Genomic DNA, 21139 nt, shown 5'->3' with positions numbered 1-21139 from the left:
AGTAACAGCGTAAATTGCTTCCACCATGAAAACGATCCAACAATGGCTGGATGACTATGGCACCAGTCATCGCAACGAGACCAACAAGCTCATTCACTGGATTTGTGTTCCGGCTATATTCTTCAGTATTGTGGGCTTTTTATATACGGTCCGTATCCCCCTGCCGGGTACCACTATCGTGATTACTGCGGCGCAGATAGCGCTGGTATTGCTCATTATTTATTATGCGCGGATGTCCGCTTCGCTGGCAGTGGGTATGACCGTCATCGGCATCGTTTGTTTGTGGTTCTGGCGGCTGATCGCTACCACCGGTTCCCCGGTATGGCTGGTATCCCTTATCATCTTCGTGCTGGCCTGGATCGGGCAATTTATCGGTCATAAGATCGAAGGCGCCAAGCCCAGCTTCTTTAAAGACCTGCAGTTTCTGCTGATCGGTCCGGCATGGCTGATGAGCTTCATCTACCGGAAGGCAGGCATCAAACTATAATAAAAAATGGCCATATGGGATTTTTTTCTTAAATTAAAGAAAAGCCCCTCATATGACCCTCAGAAACCTGTTTCTTCTAACCGGCATCCTGCTGTGCACCTATGCTTCCGGCCAAAATCTGCCTGTTACCGGCAAAGTAACCAATGCTGTTACCGGTCGTCCGCTGGAGGGCGTCACCGTAACGATCAGGTCTGCCAACAAAGGTACCGTTACCAACAAAGACGGCATCTACCGGCTGGATACGCCCTCCGGTGCAAGCCTTGAATTCAGCGCCATCGGTTTTAACACAGTTAGAACTAACGTTAACGGGCGTACGGAAATCAACATCCAGCTGATACCCTTCGCCACCGAACTGGCACAGGTAGTGTTAGTTGGTTCTCGTACCGGCGGCCGCGCCAAAACGGAAACGCCCGTACCTGTAGATGTGATCAGTGTAAATCAGGCCGGACTGCCCAGCGCCAAAATGGAACTAACGTCGTTGCTCAACGCCGTCGCCCCCTCTTTCAACTATAACAAACAAAGTGGCAGCGACGGCGCCGACCAGATCGACCTCGCCACCCTGCGCGGACTGGGACCGGACCAGACGCTGGTGCTCGTCAACGGGAGACGACGGCACCAAACAGCCTTTGTGTCCGTATTCGGTACCCGCGGCCGCGGTAACTCCGGCACCGACCTCAACGCCATTCCCGCATCCGCTATTGACCGGGTGGAAATATTGCGGGATGGCGCCTCCGCGCAATACGGGTCAGACGCGATAGCCGGTGTTATCAACATCATCCTGAAAACATCGACAGTCAAACAACTGACCGTCGATGCCGGCTACGCTGCTTACTACGATCCTGCATACAACACCTGGTTCAAACGTGACCTGCGTCAGTACCCTACCAGTCACGCACTGGATGGCAATACCGCCACCCTGGGCATTACCTACGGTATACCCATCGATGAATACGGCGGGTCTTTTACCATCTCAGGTAACTTTCTGAAGCAGGGCAAAACCTTCCGCCAGGTATTGGACACCAATCTCAATAATGCCAACAGCCTGCCTATCAATACCGGCCGCCGCGCCCATGGCGACGGCTCCGTCACCTCCGGCGGAGGCATGTTCAACCTTAAACTTTCGTTTGACCAGGGCGAGAGCACCTTTTATGCCTTTGGCGGCTATAATTATAAGGCATCTGACGCTTACGCCTATACGAGAACATTTCATGGTTTCAATCCTCTTTCCAGTGGCCATACCGACCGGTTTCCTACCGGCCCCGGCGGCAGCCTGCTATTCTATCCGGGCATCATGGAGAGTATTCCCACGCCAGGCGGCGCCGCCGACACTATTTTTAATCCACACATACAAACACACATACAGGACCTGTCGCTTACAACCGGTGTAAAGGGCGCTACCGACAGCGACTGGGAATGGGACTTCAGTAATACTGTCGGCAAAAATACCTTCCGTTTCTTCGGTGATAAAACATTCAATGCCTCCCTCGGCAGCAACACGCCCACCCATTTTGAAGATGGCGGTTTCTCGTTCCTGCAGAACACGGCCAACCTCACCTTCTCCAAATACCTGGACCACGATCTTAACCTCGCCATCGGCGGAGAATACCGCTACGAACAGTACCGCATATATGCCGGCGAAGAAGCTTCGTACACCAATTACGACCCTACTTTCAACAAAGCCACCGGCGCACAGGGCTTTCCCGGCTATCGCCCTACCGATGTGGTTAAAGCAGACCGCTCCAATATTGCCGCTTTCGTGGACGCTGAATGGGACATCACAGCACGGTTCCTGCTGGGCGGCGCCGTAAGACTGGAAAACTACAACGACTTCGGATTTACCAGCAACTACAAACTGGCGGCACGCTTCAACGCAGCACGCGAATTTAATATCCGGGGCTCTGTCAGCACCGGTTACCGCGCCCCCTCCCTGCAACAGATCAACTACAGCTCACAATTCACCAACGTGCAGGGCGGCCGCATCACGGAAGTGAAAATAGCCCCCAACAATAGTCCCATCACCCAGGCAGCCGGTATCCCGGCCCTGAAGCAGGAAAAGTCCCTTAACGCCAGCCTCGGCTTCTCCCTGAAACCTGTTTCCACGCTCACCATCACCCTCGACGGCTATCTCGTAAAAGTAAAAGACCGTATCGTGCTCTCCGGCCAGTTCAATGCCAGCGATGCCACCCTTGACAAAGAATTCCAGGATGCCTTAAAAGCGCTGCATATTGATAATGCACAATTCTTTGCCAACGCTGTCAACACCACCAACTACGGCCTCGACCTGGTGATCGACTACAATAAAAAATGGCTGAAGAAGGACCAGCATTTCAGGATATTGTTCACCGGCAATGTTCAACACATGAACATTGACAAGATCAATGTGCCCGATAAGCTGAATGACAGCTATCTCCATCGGGGCGAGTTTTTCAGTGAAAGAGAACAACATTTTGTACTGGCCTCTGCCCCACCGGTAAAACTCAACTTCAATATAGAATACGGTATCAGAAAAATCAGTGTAGGCGCCCGCGTTACCTACTTCGGTAAAATCACACTACTGGGCTACGGCTTTGCCGGTGATCCTGCCAAAGAAGGCACCGGCCTTCCCGGCGATCCCAACCTGGCGGGCACCGGTATCAGTCCCCTCGTAGCGCTGGACAAGGACGGTACGCTCGTACCCGAACAATTCAACTACAACGGTAAAGCCGTTACCGACGTTTATGCCAGCTATCGTTTTTCACCCCGGTTCACCTGGTTCCTGGGCGCAGATAACATCTTTAATGTACATCCGGACTTGGGCTACGTGCCCGGCGCCAAACTATCGGCCTACGACGGCGAAACAGGCGGTCCCTGGGATGCCGTGCAGATGGGCTTTAACGGCACGCGTCTCTTTACAAAAATTGCAATGAAATTTTGAGACCACACTCCATGTGCCCAGGCTAAAGCCCTGGGCACATGGAGTAATCGCGCTGTTTTATTGTTAATGCTTTAACTGGATACCTTTATACTACTGCAATGCCGTGGCCCGGAGATACGGAACGCAGGAATACGGATGCCGGATGAACGCAACGGGATTTTTTGTATTTTTCATTCATGAAGGGCGAAGAGCAGTTTCCGGTATTGGGGATCAGCGCATTCCAGGGCGACCAGCAGGATGCCAGTAATTTCCTGTACCATGAGATTCGTGGCGAGCGGCGTATTGAGAAACCGCACAAACACGACTTCTTTGTTTTTCTGCTGGTGGAAAGCGGAAACGGCATCCACGCTATTGACTTCATTGACTATCCGGTAGCGCCGTACCAGATACATCTCCTGTTTCCCGGCCAGGTGCATAAATGGGAATTTAACCGGCAGATGGTAGCCTACCAGCTGATGATCACCCGTCCGTTTTTTGAAACCTTCTCCGACGCGCTGCAGTTTCCGTTTGCCTTGTATCAGCATCATCCGGTGATCGATCTTGCGGAAGAAAGCTTCCGAAAGTTACTTTACGAGTTCCGGTCAATTCAGCAGGAGCTGGCACAGACGCCCGTTTCATGGGAAATCGTTCACCTGCGCAGCCGGCTCATTGCCCAGCTGATCATCCGGGAGGCCGAAAGCCGCTTCGACGATCTGCTGGTATACAAGGCCAGGCCAGCACTGCAGCAGTATCATGCCCTGATCGATCTTCATTATAAAAATCAAAAGTCGGTGGCATTCTATGCCAGTCAGCTCAACATCTCCCCCAATTATCTCAACATCCTCTGTAAACGGCATCTTCACATTCCGGCCATGTTTCTCATACAGCACCGGGTAGTCCTCGAGGCCAAACGCCAGTTACAGGCATCCGGTAAATCGATCAAGGAGATCGCTTTTGACCTTGGGTTTAATGACCTCTCCTATTTCTCTAATTTCTTTAAAAGCCAGACAGGCATTTCACCCCGGCTATTCAGGGAACAGTTATAAAATTTACAAGTTCTGGCATAATTTATCCATCATTACCGTCCCCCGGCGTTTTATTTTTGTATAAAACGAATCATATCATATGGCTTCTTCTATTTCCCGCAAAGACTTCCTTAAAAGTTCATCCGTATTGCTGGCAGCCGGCGGCAGCCTCCTGACCGGTAGCGCCGCCGGCGCCTCCACTGCTGAAGCCGGGGTGGCTACCCCTGCCGGCAAAAGTTTCACTTTAAAAAATGTACGGCTGGAAACAGGCTTTCAGTATGAAGCAGGAGAAGTGACCGGCACTACCACAGATCTTTTTACCCTGGAGATCAACAATGGTAAAATAAAATCCGTACTGCCCAACCAACCCGGCGCCAACGCGGTAGATGCCAAAGGATGGCTGCTGCTGCCCGCTTTCCGGGACATGCATATCCACCTCGATAAAACATTTTATGGCCTTCCGTGGAAAGCGCACCTGAAAAAGAACAGGTCCGTAAAAGACATGATCGCTTTTGAGCAACAGGTGATACCGGAACTGCTGAAGACATCCACCGCCCGCACGGAGCAGCTGATAGCGCTGCTGCAGTCCAAAGGCACCAGCTTTGCCAGGAGTCATGTCAACATAGAGCCTACCTCCGGTTTAAACTCGCTGAAAAACCTGGAGAAAGCGCTGGAAAATAAAAAGAGCGGTTTCTCAGCCGAGCTGGTGGCATTTCCGCAGCATGGCCTGTATTACACCCCTTCTGCTGAACTGATGAAAGAAGCCGCCAAAATGGATATTGATTTCATCGGCGGCCTGGACCCATATACGATTGACGGCAGTATTGAAAAACCGATGGACTTCGTGGTGCAACTGGCGCTGGATCACCACAAAGGCATCGATATCCACCTGCATGAAGCGGGTGAATCCGGCGTAAAGACCATCGAATATCTTATCAGCAAAGTAAATGAGAACCCGGTATTGAAAGGCAGGACGTATGTAAGTCACAGTTTTGCGCTGGCTAAGCTGGAGAGCGGAAAACTACAGGAGATCGCGGAAAAACTGGGGCAGGCACGTATCGGCATCATGACCACCATTCCTTTCGGCAGCACCATTATGCCGATTCCGACGCTGTTCAAATACGGCGTGGACGTGCAGGCGGGCAATGACTGTATCATTGATCACTGGAGTACTTTTGGTTCCGGCAGTATCCTGCAGAAGGCTAACCTGATGGCGCAGTTGTATGGTTACCGCACGGAGTTTGATTTATCGAGGGCGCTGAAAATAGCCACCCACAATATTCTCCCGCTGGATGACAAGGGCAGGCGGCAATGGCCTGAACCCGATGACCCAGCAGATATGGTACTGGTGGAAGCCAGCTGTTCAGCCGAAGCGGTGTCCCGCATCTCCCCTGTTAAGTCCCTGATCCATCAGGGTAATATCGTATTTTAATATAACCGTTAACGTTGTAAAAAGATAAAGCCCCGATGAATATCGGGGCTTATTTACCTAAACCTACAACTGTTACACTGTTATTGCAACAATAATTTTATGTCGAAAAACAAGACCGTTAGTGCATCGCTGACGGGTCCAGTTTTGCAGCTTTCTTAGCTTTTACCATCAGTACAAACGGGATACAGATGAGGAACATGAGTCCGAGGTACAGGAACACGTCCATATAAGACATTACAGCTGCCTGTTTGGTAATGCTGTAGTCCAGTACCTTGTATCCGCTTCTGACGGCGGTGCCGGCGTCCATGCCTTTGGCGGCGAAGCCGTGTGCGAGGCTGTTGACGCGGTTGATAACATCCGGATCGTTGGTATCCAGTTTAGACACCAGGTCGTTACGGTGTACCATGTTCTGACGGGCCATAAAGGTGGTGATCAGCGCCACACCGAAAGAGCCGCCGAGCTGGCGCATCATACCGGTGAAGGCCGCACCCTGGCCAATCTGCTGTCCTTTGAGTGATGACAGCGCCAGCGTGGTGATCGGGATAAAGAGCAGCCCCATGCCTACCCCGCGGACGATCAGCATCCAGAAGAACGCATCAGAGCCGGTATCGGCAGGTGTGATGATCATATATCCCCACAGGCTATAGACAAAGAACAATAACATGCCCAATGCCACCAGGTACTGTTGCGGCACGCCTTTTTCCAGCAGTTTACCGATGATCGGCATCATGAATGCGGTAGTGAGAGCGGCGGGTATCATCAGCATACCGGACTGGGTGGCGGTCCATCCCAGTGTACTTTGCGTGTACAGCGGAATGATGAACGTAGAGCCATAGAGACCGAAGCCCAGTATAAAAGAGAGTATCGTTCCCACCCGCAGGTTGCCGTTTTTCAACACCCGTAGTTCCACAATAGGGTTCTTGTACGTCAGCTCGCGCCAGATGAAGAAGAACAGTCCCAGTGCGCTCATCACTGTAAACAGTGTGATGGTGGGGTCGTTGAACCAGTCATCCTCCTGGCCGCGTTCCAGTACGAACTGAAGACAGCCTACGGTGATGGCGAGCAGGATAATACCCAGGAAGTCGATTTCATTAATGGCCTTCTTCTCAGCATATTTCGGGCTGCGTACGAACTGCAGTGTCAGCAGGGTAGCGATGACGCCGATAGGGATGTTGATGTAGAAGATGTAAGGCCAGGAATAGTTATCGGTGATATAACCACCCAACGGAGGGCCCAGTGTAGGGCCGATGATCACGCCGAGGCCGTAGATGGCCTGGGCAACACCTCTTTTTTCCGGAGGATAGCTTTCCGTAATAATGGTTTGTGACGTTACCAGCAGTGCACCGCCTCCGATACCCTGTATGAAGCGGAAGAGTATCAGCTCCCACATGGCCGTTGCGTTACCGCAGAGGAAGGAGGAAATGGTGAATATGATGATAGAGGCAGCGAAGTAGTTACGGCGGCCGAACTGTTGGGACAACCAGCTGGTCATCGGTACAACGATTACGTTACCGATAGCGTAAGCGGTGATGACCCAACCGATCTCACTGAGTGTGGCCCCCATGTTACCGCGCATGTCGTTCAGTGTCACATTCACGATAGTGGTATCCACGATTTCCAGCAGTGCGCAGAAGATAGCGGTGATCGTGATGATCACCCTGCGTGAGCCGTATTCTACCAATGATTCTTGTTGCATGCAGCGATTTATTTAGAATGAATGCAGGGTGACCAGGAATTAATAATCAAGCCGGTGGTTTCCTGTCTTGAGGTCTTGTGATGAAGCTAATGGTTTCCGCCTAATGAATAATGTATACCGGTTTAACTATTAACCCCTGGTCAGGATGCATTCATGTATGATTAGTTGAGATGCACGTCTACCAGCACGTTCATGCCCGGGCGCAACCTTTTGATCAGTTCGTTGGACGGGTCGTCGAATTCGATCTTCACAGGGAGACGTTGTACTACTTTTACGAAGTTACCGGAAGCGTTGTCCGGGGGCAGCAGGGCAAATTTAGCGCCGGTGGCCGGTGAGAAGGAAGTCAGTTTGGCTTCCAGTGGTGTACCGGGGAAAGCGTCGATATGAACGGTCACTTTCTGGCCGAGCTTCATTTTTTCCAGCTGTGTTTCCTTAAAGTTAGCCACCACCCAAGGGGCTGTGTCCATTACCACGCTGAAGAGAGACTGGCCGGCGGTGATATATTGACCGGGCTGCACATAGATTTTTGACAGCACGCCATCTTCCGGAGCGGTGATCACGGTATAGGACTGGTTCAGTTTAGCATCTTCCACATCGGTTTCACGTTGTTTGATGGCAGCGTTGGCCAGGTTGATCTGTTTAGCGGTAGCGCTGCTCTGGGAGGCCACTACAGAAGTCTGGCGGGTAGCCGCGGCTTTCTGTCTTACCAGTACGTCGAGCTGGCGTTCGGCTGTTTGTTTGGCAGCCAGTGCCTGTTCGTATTGTTGCTGGGTGATGGAGTGATCTTTGATCAGGTTAGCATAACGTTCATAGTCCTGGTTAGCTCTCCAGATGTTTACCTTAGCGGCTTCTATCTGGGCGTCGATGGTGCTTACGTTTGCCTGTGCGGTGCTGATGCCTGTTTCCGCAGCGCTGGTGGTAGCTTCGGCGGCGCCGAGGTTAGCTTTGGCGGTGCTGAGGGCGTTTTCAGCCTGTTGTACCCTGATAGCCAGGTCACGGTCGTCGAGGACCACGAGGGTATCTCCTTTTTTCACGTGTTGGTTATCTTTTACTCTTACTTCTTTCACGAAACCTGATACTCTCGGAATGACAGGGCTTACATTAGCGTCGATCTGCGCGTTGTCTGTTTCTTCATGGTGCAGACTATGGATGTATTTAGAGATACCGAACGCGCCGCCACCCAGTACCAGAGCGGCCAGTACGATCACGAACCCTTTGCTGCGCTTTTTAGGCGCGGATGTTTCCTGCATGGTAGATGTATTATTAGTAGCTTTTGTTTGCGTTTCCACAGCTTTGTAGTTTATTGGTTTGTTGTTATTTGTTGTTGTCGAGTATACCCGCTGCCTGTAACAATTTGTTGTAGGCCACCAGTGCGTCTGCCCTTGCGAAGGTGTAGTTCAGATGGGACTGGAGGTTGGCCACGTCCGCATCCAGCAGGTCGGTGGTGGTAGCGAGATTGTTATCGTGCTTGTTCTTCGTGATGCGGTAGTTCTCTTCTGACTGTTCTATGGCTTTGATATAAGTGTCCATTTTTTTCCTGCTCAGGAGGTAGTTTTCGTAAGACTGCACCACATCGAGATGGATGGCGTCTGTCAGCTGGGCTTCGTTGGCCTGCAGTTCTGCGAGTTGCGCTTTGGCGCTGGCTACTTTGCTACCTGTTTTCCAGAGGGAGGAGAGGCTGTATTTCAGGCCTACGCCTGCTGTTATCGCGTTGGTAACGGTGACAACGTTGGGAATGTAGGCAGCCACATAACCGCCGGTGAGGGCGAGGGAGGGGTAATACTCTCCTTTCACGCCTTTTACATTGGCGAAAGCCGCTTTCTCCTTCGCGCCGAGGGAGGCGGCGTCTTTACGGTTCTGGTAGGCCAGCTGTTCGAATTCCGCTACGCCTCTGCCGTCTGTTTTATCGGTCATGAAGACGGTAGTGTCCAGTTGCAACGGTGTGTTGTCTGGCAGGCCCAGCATGATGTCCATGTTAAGGGTGGCTACTTTCAGGCTGTTCTGCGCGTCCATCAGTGACAGTTCATAGTTGGATTTTTGCAGTTCCGCCTTTAAGAGGTCGTTGCGTGCCAGCAGGCCGTTCTTTTCCAGGTTGGAGAAGTCTTTTACGCGCTGGGTGGACTGTTTCAGGTTTTCCTCCATCAGTTTCACCGCCTGGGTGGCTTTATAGAGGTTACTGTAGGCGCCGACCGTGTTCTGTATCACATCGTCGCGGTTTTTATCGGCGTCCAGCCTGGCTGCCTGTGCGAGGTAGCGGGCTGCTTCTTTGCCACTCTGTATCATCATGCCGGCAAAAACGGGGATGGACACGTTGGCCATTCCGTAGGCAGCCTGATTTACTTTCGGGGCTTCGGAGGGGGTGCCGTTACCGGGGTTACTGTCACCTTTTCCGAGTTTCAGATCCAGGTTAGGCTGTGTCAGTCGCAGATAAGAGCCGGAGATGCTAACGTCGGGCAGCTGTCTTTCGTTGGCTGTTTTCACGTTGGCGTTGGCTTCTTCGATGCGGGCCTGGCTGGCCTTCAATTGTTTGCTGTTTTGTAGACTCAGCGATATGGCTTCATTTAACGAAAGCGGTTTTACGCTTTGTTGTGCGGATGCTGCCTGAAAAACCAGCGTCAGCACGATTCCGGATGCAAGCGCATATAAACGTTTGTATATGCTTCTAGAATTCATGTGTTAATATTGCTTTAAACAATTTTTTCAAATGGTTGCTCAATCGGAGCCTGAGGTACTCCTTGAATTCCTGGTCGTTCATGTGTGCGTAGGCGGTGTTTGTCCTTAGCAGATGTTGGGCCGGGATCGTCTGGTGAATGGTCCCGAACAATGTCGTCATCAGCATTTCCACGTCCACGTCTGTGGCGAAGATGCCTGCATCCTGGGCGTTGGTCACGATGGGACGCATCAGTCCGAGCATTTCACCTTTCAGTTGCCAGATCAGGTCTCTGATAGGGCTTTGCTCTTTGTTGAGCTGTTCCCTGCTCATAATGCACTGAAAGTTCTGTTCATTCAGCATTTTATTGATAAACCTGTCGATCAGGGAGTATATTTTTTCGAGCGGGGCCATGGTATCGTTCTGTACCAATTCATTGATGAAAGCGCGGGATGCATTCATACGCAGTCTGAAAACCGCTTCCAGCAGTTTATCCTTGGACCCGAAGTAATAGGATATCATGGCTATGTTCACGTCTGCTTCCTGTGCAATATCCCTTACGGAAGTGCCATGAAAACCTTTTTCTGCAAACAACCGCTCCGCCACCGTGATGATTGAAAGTTGCTTATCGTTATAGTCTTCCATGTTCCCTTTTATTGAATTTTTGACGAAGCAAAGTTAAACAAACGTTTAATTTAAACAAGCGTTTATTTAAACGTTTATTTAAATTTTTATTTTCTTAACTTTTAAATAGATGATAATTATTTATTTATAAAATAATTTTAAGGAGATTTTAAGGTTAGGGAGGAAAACGGTGACAAAATAAGGGAATATTGTATTACTGACACAAATTTTGCGAGGGCTGGTGACCGGGGTGTTAGGGTTTGGTGGTAATGAGTGGCGAGGGCGGGGGCCTGTCAGGGCGTGGTGGTAACGATTGGCGAAGGCTGGTGGCGGGGGCCTGTCAGGGCGTAGTGGTAACGATTGGCGAAGGCTGGTGGCGGGGGCCTGTCAGGGCGTGGTGGTAACGATTGGCGAAGGCTGGTGGCGGGGCCTGTCAGGGTGTGGTGGTAACGATTGGCGAGGCTGGTGGCGGGGGCCTGTCAGGGCGTAGTGGTAACGATTGGCGAGGCTGGTGGCGGGGGCCTGTCAGGGCGTAGTGGTAACGATTGGCGAGGCTGGTGGCGGGAAACCGTTGTGTGGGACGATGATGAGGGCAGGCGTGGAAAAACCGCAAAATTTCCTTTAGTTTTTCATAAAGAAATTTTATAATTTAAAGATATCATTTCTTTCATCGCTACATCTCTTAAAACACTATGGCTAACACTCGCGCTTTTCCTGTCGGCATTATCTTCCTCACCTGGCTAATAGCCGGTACCCTCGATCTGTTCTCCGCCTGTTTGCAGTTTGTACTGGTAACGGGCAAAAGTTTTGTCAACGTGCTGTTATTCGTCGCGAGCGGCGTATTCGGCAGGGAAGCGTTCAGCGGCAACCCTGCTATGGTCTGGTGGGGCGTGCTGTTCCACTATACGGTCTCATTGGGATTCACGTTATTGTTCTTCTTCCTGTATCCCCGCATACCGGAAATGCGGAAGATACCATCGGTATCCGGACTGGTATACGGCATCTTCGTCTGGCTGGTGATGAACCTGCTGATATTACCGCTGACCAACATTCCCAAAGGACCGTTCCATCTGGTCAACGTACTGGTGGGCATGTGTATCCTCATGGTGGCTATTGGCTTACCGATGGGACTGATGGCCGGGAAATACTATCAATATAATAAAAGCGCATCCTGAACATAAAAAAGGGCGGGCGTTGTCAAGATATAAGCCCGCCCCAGCACATCTCAACAAATTGCAAGATGTTGTACCTGTTTATCAACCGTTATCTTTAAATGATATTTTATAGTTTATAGTACAGCAAGCCCACCCGGCATCCTATGTATGCCGGTAATTTTTTTTATGAAAGCCGGGGGAAAGGCAAGGCGTTACTGCGGTGATCATGTACGCCCCGATCCGGATTTTCACAGGTAACTATTTAACAGAACATGCGATTAAAATGTTCAGGAGTTGATCAAATCGCACCTTCAATATCCGTAAATTAGCGCCCTGTTATGCAGGCAATCGAATTCATCAACCAGGAATATTTCAACGGCCAGTACCGTTATATCAGTCCCTCGCCGGACCTGGAGCCGTATGTGGTGTATTACTGGCTGCTGGACCTCCGCAGGCCGCTGCCGCTGCATGAAGAATTCCGGGAACTGCTGCTCGCCAACATGAACGCTTCGCTCGTGCTGAACATGGGTGTTCCTTTCGATATCTGCAATGCAAAAGGCCAACTACTGCATTCCAGCCATCACAGCGAGTTAATAGGATACCAAACCACCCCTGTCACCTACCGCCATTACCCGAACAACTTCCTGGTGGGCATCAAGTTCAAACCCGCCAGTCTCAACTACCTCTTCCATGTAAAAGGCGCTGACATGCAACGGCAAACACTGTCGGCCTGCGATGTGATGACACAGATGCCTGCGCTGGAAGCCGCCGTGTATGAAGCGCCCGACATGCAGGCCATCAAAACGCTGCTGGAAAAGTTCCTGCGCCGCCAGACCGTCACCATGCAGGACCACCGCCGGTTTGATTATGTGCTGCAATCCCTCAACGGCCCTGCCCTGCAGCAGTCAGGCTTCCAGCTGAAAAAACTGGCAGGCCTGCTGTATGTGTCGCCCCGTACTCTCGAAAGATACTTTACCGATTCGCTGAACATCAGCCCTAAAAAATGCCTGGCCATCCTGCGCTTCCGGCACGCCGCCGCCCAATACATCCTGCATGGTTATAAGGCCGACTGGGAAGAACTGGGCTACCATGACTTCTCCCATTTCCGGAAGGATTGGACCAGATGGTCCGCCTGAAACTGTCGCTTTTTTACACCACTTATTCCCTACCCTCCCGCTATGTTTGTGACTTCACCAAATTAAAGTCACGCTTATGTTTTCAGAACACCGTCAACGGCTCGTCCGGCAACTGCCTGCCGGTGCCGCCGCTCTCCTCAGCGCCAACGACATCATGCCCACCAATGCCGACGGAACGATGCCCTACTACCCTAACGTGAACGTCTATTACCTGACGGGCCTGCCCGAAGAAGATGCCATGCTGGCGCTCTTCCCCGGCCACCCCGATCCTGCCTTAAGGGAAATACTGTTCATCAAACGGGTAGACCAGCTGTTTGTGAAATGGCTCGGCAGAAGAGCCGATAAAAACACCGCTTCGGAAATTTCCGGTATCCGCACTGTTTTCTATACCGATGAATACTGGGCCGTCATGAAAAGAGTGCTGCCGCTCTGCAGCACCATCTACCTGCACACCAACGAACACGCCCGCTCGGAAAATGAAACACAAACGCGGGAAGACCGGCTGCTGCTCGCCTGCAAACAACTTTATCCACTGCATCGTTACGAACGCCTCTACCCTATCCTCGCCAGGCAACGCAACGCTAAAACACCGGATGAAATAGCGCTCCTGCGCAAAGCCTGCGAGATCACTGAAAAAGGCTTCCGCCGCGTACTGCAAACCATCCGCCCCGGACAAACCGGGATGCAGGTCGCCGCGGAGATGATCCACGAATACATGCAACATAATGCCACCTGGGCTTACGAACCCATCGTGGCATTCGGCGCAGACGCCTGTATCCTGCACCTCCGCGCCAATGAAAGCGTCGGCAAGGACGGTGAACTGGTACTGATCGACGCTGCTGCACGGCACCAGTACTACAACGCCGACCTCACCCGGAGCTTCCCGTTGAACGGCCGTTTTACGCCGCGGCAGAGAGCCTACTATAATGCGGTATTGCGGGTACACAAACAGGTGGCACAATCGGTAAAAGCAGGCATCCTCATAAAAGATCTCTGGAAGATCTCCAACAACCTGCTGCTGGAAGAATTGGTAGGACTGGGCCTCTGCACCACCGCCGATATCAGCAAACATGGCGCACAGCATTATCTCAACAAACACTGTTATCACAACGTATCGCATTTCCTCGGACTGGACCTTCACGACACGGGATATCATGACGAACCGATGCCGGCAGGCGCCGTCATCACCAATGAACCGGGTATTTACAATGAAGAAGAATGTATCGGGGTGAGAATTGAAAATGACCTGCTGGTTACCGAAAACGGGTATGAAGACCTGATGAAGACGATCCCGAAAGAAGCGGAAGAAATTGAGGACCTGATGAACCGGTAATCATTAATAAATTTTCGGATTTTGGAATTTGGGTATTTGGGTATTTGTGAGATAATGACTCCGAAAAGTCATCAATACCTAAATTCCAAAATCCGAAAATTCCCAAATTATTTCAGGGAGTTGATCCACAGCGCGATCTTAGTTGCGTCTGCCTGTGGTACCTGTGGGAACGGTGGCATCGGCGTAGCATAGCCCGGCCAGTTCTCCGGTTTGGGATTTTTAATCAGCGCCAGAATTTTGGCAACGGAATAATTCTTTTTAGCTACTTCCTTAAAGCCTGGTCCAACCTGTTTCTTTTCTGCATTATGGCAGGCAGAGCAGGTATATTTATTTAGCAGTGGCTGTATCTGTGCGAGCGTAGGCACTTTGGTCACCTCTGCTTTGGCAGTCGCGGTTTTAGCAGGCGTTTTCGGTTCAGCTACCGGCGCTTTGGCGGAATTCTTAGTACTTACTTCCGACATGGCCAGTGATGTACCTTCCGGAATATTGTTCATCGTGTAATACACGTCCGGATGCACCAGTGAATAAGACCCTTCCCGGGAACGTATGCCCGTGAGCGATACCTTATGAATATAGTAACGACGTAAGCCACTTACAATAATGCGCGCACTCATGCCGTCGGCCGCTACTTTCACACCTTTTACGGTCAGTTTTTCCGTATTCACGGTCGGACTTCCATACACCGGGTGATACTTGTAGATAAAGCTTTCCACCTGGTAAGATGCCAGGTCTTCCGCATATTTTTTATCCACCGGTTGGGTGAAGGTAATCTCGAAGCCATCTGGTCTTGCACTCACCGTTCTCATTTCGAAAGGCACCCGGTTGTTCCACACCAATCGTTGCAGGCCCTGGTTAGCATCACCTGCAGAACCCCAGCCACGGTTAGTTTCACCGACAAAGAGCGAACCGTCTTTAGCCCATGCCAGACGCAGTACGCCGGACTGGAAACCGCTTCGGAAATCCCAGGCTGCTCCCTGGTATTCTCCGTTTACTTTTTCAAGATATACACGCATGATTTTGCTCTGTCCCTGATCTCCCACCAGTACCTGTTTGGCGAAAGGTCCGAACACGCCTTCCGGGATGGGCAGCACCTGTGCGTTGGAGATCCCCAGTACGCCATGCGGCAACCATACTGCCGGCAGCTGTACTTCAGGGAAGTATTGTTTCATATCGAACAGCGTCACGAACTTTTCGTTTTCCACGTTTTCCGGTTTGATAGCGCGGTTGTTGGCATCTCTGCGGAAGCGGGGATCTACTTTGCTGTACAGTTGTTCGGTCGTCAGTTTCACCGGTGAGTTAGGCAGGTTGCTCCAGCGCAGACCTGCAGGATGTCCTACGAAGCTGCCTTTTTTCACATGCACCAGTGCGCCGGAACCCATCCAGTCGCCCTGGTTTTCGGTGTAAAACAGTTCACCGTCGATGATGCCGAGGCCGCAGGGAGAGCGGAAGCCGGTTGCCCAGGGTTCCATTTTACCATCGGCACTGATATGCATCATCCAGCCGCGCCAGGGAACGCGGCTTTCGCCACGCCACCATTCTTCGTCGCCGAAGGCTACGTTGCCTGAAACGAAGAAAGAGCCGTCCGGCGCCACTACAGGCCCGAAGCTATATTCGTGATAGTGACCGGATAACGGCCAGGAATATACGGTTTCAAAGCGGTCAATCTTACCGTCCATATTGGTATCGGTCAGTTTGGTCAGTTCTCCGCGTTGTGCGCAGTAGAGGGAGCCGTCTTTCCAGACGAGGCCCAGTACTTCATGGAGGCCGGAGGCCACTTTGCGGAAGTATGGCTGGCGGCTGGTCGGATTTTCCACGATGAAGATATCACCGCGGCGGGTGGCGATGCCCAGGTCGCCGTTGGGCAGCGTACACAGGCCTCCTACTTCCAGCAGGGTGCCCTCCGGCGAGCTGATACGCGCAATGCGGAAGAAGTCCTCCTCTTTGGGCGATTCCTGCGCCAGCGCCGGTTGAATAGCAGTTGTCATCATCAACATACCGGCTGCTATCCCGGCAGTTAATCTTTTATAAGTCAGTTTCATAATTTCTCGTGCGTGTTTCTGCTTAGAAGATAATGGCATAGCCGATGGCTGTTTTTACTGGTACGATCAGTTCCATTTTTCCCTGTTGACGGCGGATAACGGGTTTCGCGCCGTTATTGTCCATTTTCACATACCAGGCTTTGTCCCCTATCATATAAGTACCATCCGCCAGCTGGGAAATACTATCGGCTACGGCTATACGGGCATAGAGACCATCCTGGGTATCCGCCACCTGCAGGTTGCGGTGCAGTCCTGTATTACCAGGCAATACGCGGAAGGTGTCGGTCACCGCAGCGCCATAAATATCGAACCGGAAAGAAGGCAGACCTTCAGGATCGAGGTCGTATCCTTTAGGGCGGTAAGCCGTGCCGGCCGTATCCGAAGGCCATGCTGCTTCAGCGGAGGCAAGACGAGCCAGCGACATCGCCGGTTTATTGTCCAGTATCCGCACCATGCCCATCGGGCGGGAGGAGCCATCGCCGCGATCATGCCACATGGGGGTGGTGTTCAGGAACTCACCACGCCAGGCCTGCACCGGCGCCGCATGGTCCATATCGTAGGTGTAGTGTACTTTGACCGGGCTGCCTACAGAAACGGCGTGTACTACGCGCGCACCGCCTCGCAGGTCCATGAAACTCCGCAGTACGGTGTTTTCAGTAGCCGCAACCAGGATAGGGTCTGTGGGATCATCGGCGGGTACATTCAGATCGCTGAGCACGAACTCACGCACGGCGGCGGAACGCACGCTCAGGGTCAGGGAAGGTTTCGCCCAGTCCACATTTTTGGCATACAGCACTTCCACCGGGTAGCTGCCGGGTTGCAGGGTGATGCCGCCTCTCGCATCGCGGTTGCGGGAGCCGCTGAGCGGCTGACCGTTGACTTTGAGCTGTCCCCCGCCACCGGAGGTATGCAGATTAAAATCGTACGTGCCGGCGGCTTTCACGTCCAGCATAGCCGTGTAGCGTACCAGGAATTCATTGTCCGGCAGACCGGGGAGATTGGATGTCAGCTGCGCTGCCTCCCCGGTGGTTACCGGTTTGAGCGTTTTAAAATCCGGTAGTTGCCGGAAGGAGCCTTTATAAATAGCGTATTGTATAGCTTTCAGTTCCGGTTTGGGTGCGTTGTAGGACTGGGCTTTGATATTACGGAAAGCCACAGTGCCATGATCTCCCTGGATGCGCAGCGGTCCTTCCGCCACTTCGTTGTTTTCCATTCCGCCGCGGGTAGGTCCGGACAGTACCACGTTTTCCTGGATGGTAACGCCATTGAGTTCTATTTTAAGGATAACGGCATTGGCAATTTTGTTGCCCGCAGCATCGAAGCGGGGCGCCTGAAAGGCTATTTTCATATGTTGCCACAGACCGGGCGCCAGGCTGGCATTCTGACGGGGCGCGTGCCCGTCGTAGCCCTGCTGCCCTTCCGGACGGCGGTCGTCCCAACGTTCGTAGATGCCGCCGTTGTCAGACGGCCGGGGGGTCACCGCGCCCCAGCTGTCGAGTAGCTGGATCTCGTAGCGGCCTTGCAGGTAGATGCCGGAATTGGATTTGGAAGACACCAGGTAGTCCAGTTCCAGGTCCAGGTCACCATGCTGCCAGTTAGTATACAAGTCCTGGCCGTGTTTACCCTTCTCGGGCAGGTTGACCAGGATGCCGGTGCCGTTGGTGGCTGTCAGCGCGTTTTCCTTTTGCAGGTCGGCATTGACGTCGCCGGCGATACGCCAGTTGGCAGCCGGCTGTTTAAATCCTGACAGGTCGGTCAGGGGAATTGCCTGCTGGGCCATCAGCTGCTGACTGCAGCCAACGCCCATCATGAAGACCAAAGCCTTACCGGGACTAATACCCAGTTGTTTCAACTTTGGACGGAACTCATACCATTTGAGCATAGATCTGTTTTGTTTTTTGTTTTGCTAAATGCTTTTAGCAATATGCATCCAATGAAAATAATAGCCGGAACGTGAACTTTAAAAAGATAGGAAGGGGTATTATTACAAACTGACCAAAGTGTATATACCTAACGTGGAAAATATATACAACACGCGCGCAAGCCGGGTCCCTGCCTTACGCAGAAATGGCTTTTAATAGCATCCTTCTGATATCCTGCTCCCAAAATACAACAAAATGGAAATTTTTATTTGCAAAATCGATATAGCACATAAAAAATTACACCAGCGGTAAATGCAGACAGATAGCTGGCGGAAAGAAGGCCCCATTTATAACATATTGTATCATCAACATAAAAGACCAGGAAATCGCCCCTTGCCCCATTTGTAGTATATTGTATCACCAACTTAACGTAATCTACTTTAAACACGGACCCAACATGAACCGCAATTTCATTCTCAGATTAGTATTCATCATGGCCGGTATCGCTTCCGCCTCATGGACATATGGCCAGCACTCCCCCACCGATACCGCCACCTTAATACACCCTGGAGACCAGGCCCCCGCCGTCACTTTTGAGACGGCTCCCGGCAAAACGACCACCTTTGCGGATTACAGGGGAAAAATAGTTTTTATTAACTTTTTCGCCACCTGGTGCGGCCCCTGTCGCGCTGAAATGCCCTCACTGAATGAAAGAGTATGGCTGGCACATAAAGACGATCCCCGCTTTGTATTCCTGGCGTTTGGCAGAGAGCATAACTGGACGGAGGTAAATGAATTTAAAGGCAAAATAAAGGTAGACTTCCCCTTGCTCCCGGATATGAAAAGAAATGTTTTCGGGAAGTTTGCAACGGCATACATCCCCCGGAATGTGATCCTCGATGAAAACGGCAAGGTGATCTGGGAATCTTCAGGGTTTCAGCCGGAGGAATTTGAAAAGATGATACAGCTGCTGAATGAGAAGTTGCAGAAAAAAGCATAAACAGCAAAGGGGCCGGAATGATGAATTCCGGCCCCTTTGTTTCAGCCATATTCTCCTCCTCTTTACAACCGTAATCCATATTTTTCCAGCTCAGCAACGGTCGTATCGTACGCCTGGTGACAGATACCGTTGATACCCAGCCCGTTGGCCACATCCACAAACATGGAGCGGTCTTCGAGATATACCACCTCTGCTGCGGATACCTGTGCAATATCAAGCGCAATACGGTAAATGTCTGCATCAGGTTTACGGTAATGCACAAAGCAGGAAGAAATAAAGAAATCTACAAACTGTGAAATGCCGAAGTAACGAATACGGTGTGTATTCAGCTCCCGCCCCTCATTATTCACAATCGCTATTTTCAGTTTATACTTTTCTTTGAGCTGACGCACCAGCGCTATCATCTCCGGATGAGGGGCGGACCGGGCCAACATAAAATCGCGGAACGTTTCCCGGGTAAAGGAACGCTCTTCATAAAACACCACACGGCTGAGATATTCATCGAGCGTTAGTTTGCCTACCTCATAAGTATCAAATGTCAGGTGATGCCGTTCTTCTGTTTCTGCGGCATCCAGCTGAAAAGTCTCCACTGCCAGCTTGCGCGCTTTACGGTCCCACCCGTTGGTCAGCAGTACGCCGCCAATGTCGAGGAATAATGTGGTGATCGGTGTTGGGTTCTCCATCTGAATCGGTTAAATTTGTATGGCTAATATAAGCTATCTCGTGTTTAAACCCACACCACATGATGAATATACGGAAGGCGGACATCAACGATATGCCCGCCCTGCGGGACCTCTACCAGGGTACGATTCGTACGGTCAACAGCAAAGATTACACTCCTGAACAGGTAGCGGCATGGGCCGCCCGCGGCGATCGGCTCTCTTCGCTGGAAAAGCGCATCCATACACAGCATTTTTATGTGGCAGAGACGCCGGACAAAGTCATCACCGGCTTTGCCTCCCTGGAAGATGACGGGGAGTTTGATATGATGTTTGTGCACAAAGACTTTCAACGTCAGGGCGTGGCCACCTTGCTGACGGAAACGATCATACGTAAAGCAGAAGCTTTGCAGCTGCCGTCACTGACAGCTTTTGTAAGTATCACAGCGAAACCTTTTTTCGAGCGGATGGGATTCCGGGTAGTGCGGGCGCAGACAGTGGATGTTGACGGGGTGCTGCTCAACAATTACGAAATGACAAAAAATTTGGCTACCTGAAAATAGAGGGAAAGCCAGACTTCCTTCGTTTTCAGATAACCAAATTGATAGACTACAAGTTATTTTTTGTTCTTCACTTCCTGAATATACCCGTTGAAAGTGATAGGCTGTCGGTTGTTGCTGGTTACCTGTACGGTAGCATAACCACTGCTGGTAATCGTAACATTGATACTTTGTATGTCCTTATCACCGGGTTTGATGCTCACATCCCACCCATCCTTTTTGCGGGGATTGGTAGCGTACTGAAAGTCTTTCGTCTTAAAGTCCAGCGGTGATTTGGTAGAGCCGTACGGCGCGGAGTAGGCCCTTCCGAAATAAGGCAGGTAACTGACGATCGAGTCCGGGGTGACGACCATATTAAAATCCGGCGTAATCTGGCGTACGCGGCCACTCATGGGCGATACGCTCTGCGGGATGAACACGTAAGTTTTGCTGTCTACCATCGCTTTTACAGCCGCTTCTTTGGCGGCATTTTTCGCAGCTTTCTGCTGTGCTTTTGTTTGGGCATATCCACCGGTGAAAAGAAAGAAAGAGAGGGAGAGGAAGAACAATGCTTTTACTGCAAATGAACTTTTCATAATATAAAGATTTA

The 21139-nt window shown here is 51.4% G+C and carries 18 protein-coding genes; 9 read left to right on the top strand and 9 right to left on the bottom strand.

Translation table 11 applies throughout. The annotated features are described in order from the left end of the window. The first annotated feature begins 25 nt into the window (after nucleotides 1–25). From B5D63_RS08250 to B5D63_RS08235, 4 genes are all read left to right on the top strand, one after another. Nucleotides 26–487, top strand: coding sequence for an Mpo1 family 2-hydroxy fatty acid dioxygenase (locus B5D63_RS08250; RefSeq protein ID WP_078668234.1), 462 nt, complete (start codon nucleotides 26–28; stop codon nucleotides 485–487). A gap of 52 nt (nucleotides 488–539) precedes the next feature. Then, the gene (locus tag B5D63_RS08245; protein WP_078668233.1) at nucleotides 540–3401 is read left to right on the top strand and encodes a TonB-dependent receptor; all 2862 of its coding nucleotides are present in this window, start codon (nucleotides 540–542) and stop codon (nucleotides 3399–3401) included. Nucleotides 3402–3577: 176 nt separating this feature from the next. Further along, nucleotides 3578–4426 (top strand): AraC family transcriptional regulator, encoded by an 849-nt coding sequence (locus B5D63_RS08240; protein WP_078668232.1) that lies wholly within the window; start codon nucleotides 3578–3580, stop codon nucleotides 4424–4426. A gap of 79 nt (nucleotides 4427–4505) precedes the next feature. Then, nucleotides 4506–5837, top strand: a complete 1332-nt coding sequence (locus B5D63_RS08235; protein ID WP_078668231.1) for an amidohydrolase — start codon at nucleotides 4506–4508, stop codon at nucleotides 5835–5837. Between the two features lie 118 nt (nucleotides 5838–5955). Here the strand turns inward: B5D63_RS08235 and B5D63_RS08230 are convergent, their stop codons facing one another. The 5 genes from B5D63_RS08230 to B5D63_RS34605 form a co-directional block, all read right to left on the bottom strand. Further along, nucleotides 5956–7533, bottom strand: coding sequence for a DHA2 family efflux MFS transporter permease subunit (locus B5D63_RS08230; protein ID WP_078668230.1), 1578 nt, complete (start codon nucleotides 7531–7533; stop codon nucleotides 5956–5958). A gap of 161 nt (nucleotides 7534–7694) precedes the next feature. After that, complete coding sequence (locus B5D63_RS08225) at nucleotides 7695–8822, bottom strand: HlyD family secretion protein (protein ID WP_317044761.1); 1128 nt, start codon at nucleotides 8820–8822, stop codon at nucleotides 7695–7697. A gap of 25 nt (nucleotides 8823–8847) precedes the next feature. Continuing rightward, nucleotides 8848–10206: a TolC family protein gene (locus tag B5D63_RS08220; protein WP_078668228.1), complete on the bottom strand. Its 1359-nt coding sequence runs from the start codon at nucleotides 10204–10206 to the stop codon at nucleotides 8848–8850. Beyond that, a complete protein-coding gene (locus tag B5D63_RS35570) occupies nucleotides 10196–10828 on the bottom strand; it encodes a TetR/AcrR family transcriptional regulator (protein ID WP_078668227.1) in 633 nt (210 codons plus the stop codon). Before B5D63_RS35570 ends, B5D63_RS08220 begins: the two co-directional genes overlap by 11 nt. A 412-nt stretch (nucleotides 10829–11240) precedes the next feature. Then, the gene (locus B5D63_RS34605; RefSeq protein ID WP_143312811.1) at nucleotides 11241–11420 is read right to left on the bottom strand and encodes a hypothetical protein; all 180 of its coding nucleotides are present in this window, start codon (nucleotides 11418–11420) and stop codon (nucleotides 11241–11243) included. Between the two features lie 79 nt (nucleotides 11421–11499). Between B5D63_RS34605 and B5D63_RS08210 the strand changes: the two genes are divergently transcribed. From B5D63_RS08210 to B5D63_RS08200, 3 genes are all read left to right on the top strand, one after another. After that, on the top strand, nucleotides 11500–11982 hold the full coding sequence (locus tag B5D63_RS08210) for a hypothetical protein (protein ID WP_078668226.1): 483 nt from the start codon (nucleotides 11500–11502) through the stop codon (nucleotides 11980–11982). Nucleotides 11983–12299: 317 nt separating this feature from the next. Beyond that, nucleotides 12300–13097 carry a helix-turn-helix domain-containing protein gene (locus B5D63_RS08205; RefSeq protein WP_078668225.1) on the top strand — a complete coding sequence of 266 codons (798 nt, stop codon included), beginning with the start codon at nucleotides 12300–12302 and terminating at the stop codon, nucleotides 13095–13097. A 76-nt stretch (nucleotides 13098–13173) separates the two neighbouring features. Next, on the top strand, nucleotides 13174–14430 hold the full coding sequence (locus tag B5D63_RS08200; RefSeq protein ID WP_078668224.1) for an aminopeptidase P family protein: 1257 nt from the start codon (nucleotides 13174–13176) through the stop codon (nucleotides 14428–14430). A gap of 107 nt (nucleotides 14431–14537) precedes the next feature. Here the strand turns inward: B5D63_RS08200 and B5D63_RS08195 are convergent, their stop codons facing one another. Together B5D63_RS08195 and B5D63_RS08190 are read right to left on the bottom strand one after the other, a co-directional pair. After that, entirely contained in the window at nucleotides 14538–16469 is a 1932-nt protein-coding gene (locus B5D63_RS08195) for a hypothetical protein (RefSeq protein WP_078668223.1), read from the bottom strand. A gap of 22 nt (nucleotides 16470–16491) precedes the next feature. Then, nucleotides 16492–18351: a 3-keto-alpha-glucoside-1,2-lyase-like domain-containing protein gene (locus B5D63_RS08190; protein ID WP_078668222.1), complete on the bottom strand. Its 1860-nt coding sequence runs from the start codon at nucleotides 18349–18351 to the stop codon at nucleotides 16492–16494. A gap of 437 nt (nucleotides 18352–18788) precedes the next feature. Here B5D63_RS08190 and B5D63_RS08185 point away from each other — a divergent pair, with 437 nt between their 5' ends. Continuing rightward, complete coding sequence (locus B5D63_RS08185; protein WP_078668221.1) at nucleotides 18789–19331, top strand: TlpA family protein disulfide reductase; 543 nt, start codon at nucleotides 18789–18791, stop codon at nucleotides 19329–19331. A 62-nt stretch (nucleotides 19332–19393) separates the two neighbouring features. Here the strand turns inward: B5D63_RS08185 and B5D63_RS08180 are convergent, their stop codons facing one another. Then, on the bottom strand, nucleotides 19394–20014 hold the full coding sequence (locus B5D63_RS08180) for an HAD family hydrolase (protein ID WP_078668220.1): 621 nt from the start codon (nucleotides 20012–20014) through the stop codon (nucleotides 19394–19396). A 59-nt stretch (nucleotides 20015–20073) separates the two neighbouring features. Here B5D63_RS08180 and B5D63_RS08175 point away from each other — a divergent pair, with 59 nt between their 5' ends. Beyond that, nucleotides 20074–20547: a GNAT family N-acetyltransferase gene (locus tag B5D63_RS08175; protein ID WP_078668219.1), complete on the top strand. Its 474-nt coding sequence runs from the start codon at nucleotides 20074–20076 to the stop codon at nucleotides 20545–20547. 59 nt (nucleotides 20548–20606) lie between these two features. On the opposite strand, the gene B5D63_RS08170 is transcribed toward B5D63_RS08175, so the two are convergent. Then, nucleotides 20607–21125: a DUF4251 domain-containing protein gene (locus B5D63_RS08170; protein WP_159455936.1), complete on the bottom strand. Its 519-nt coding sequence runs from the start codon at nucleotides 21123–21125 to the stop codon at nucleotides 20607–20609. Nucleotides 21126–21139 lie beyond the last annotated feature (14 nt).

The sequence above is a fragment of the Chitinophaga eiseniae genome (assembly GCF_900167135.1).
Classification (GTDB): domain Bacteria; phylum Bacteroidota; class Bacteroidia; order Chitinophagales; family Chitinophagaceae; genus Chitinophaga; species Chitinophaga eiseniae.
Note: the sequence above shows the minus strand (reverse complement) of the source record. Positions and strands in the feature narration are given on the sequence as shown.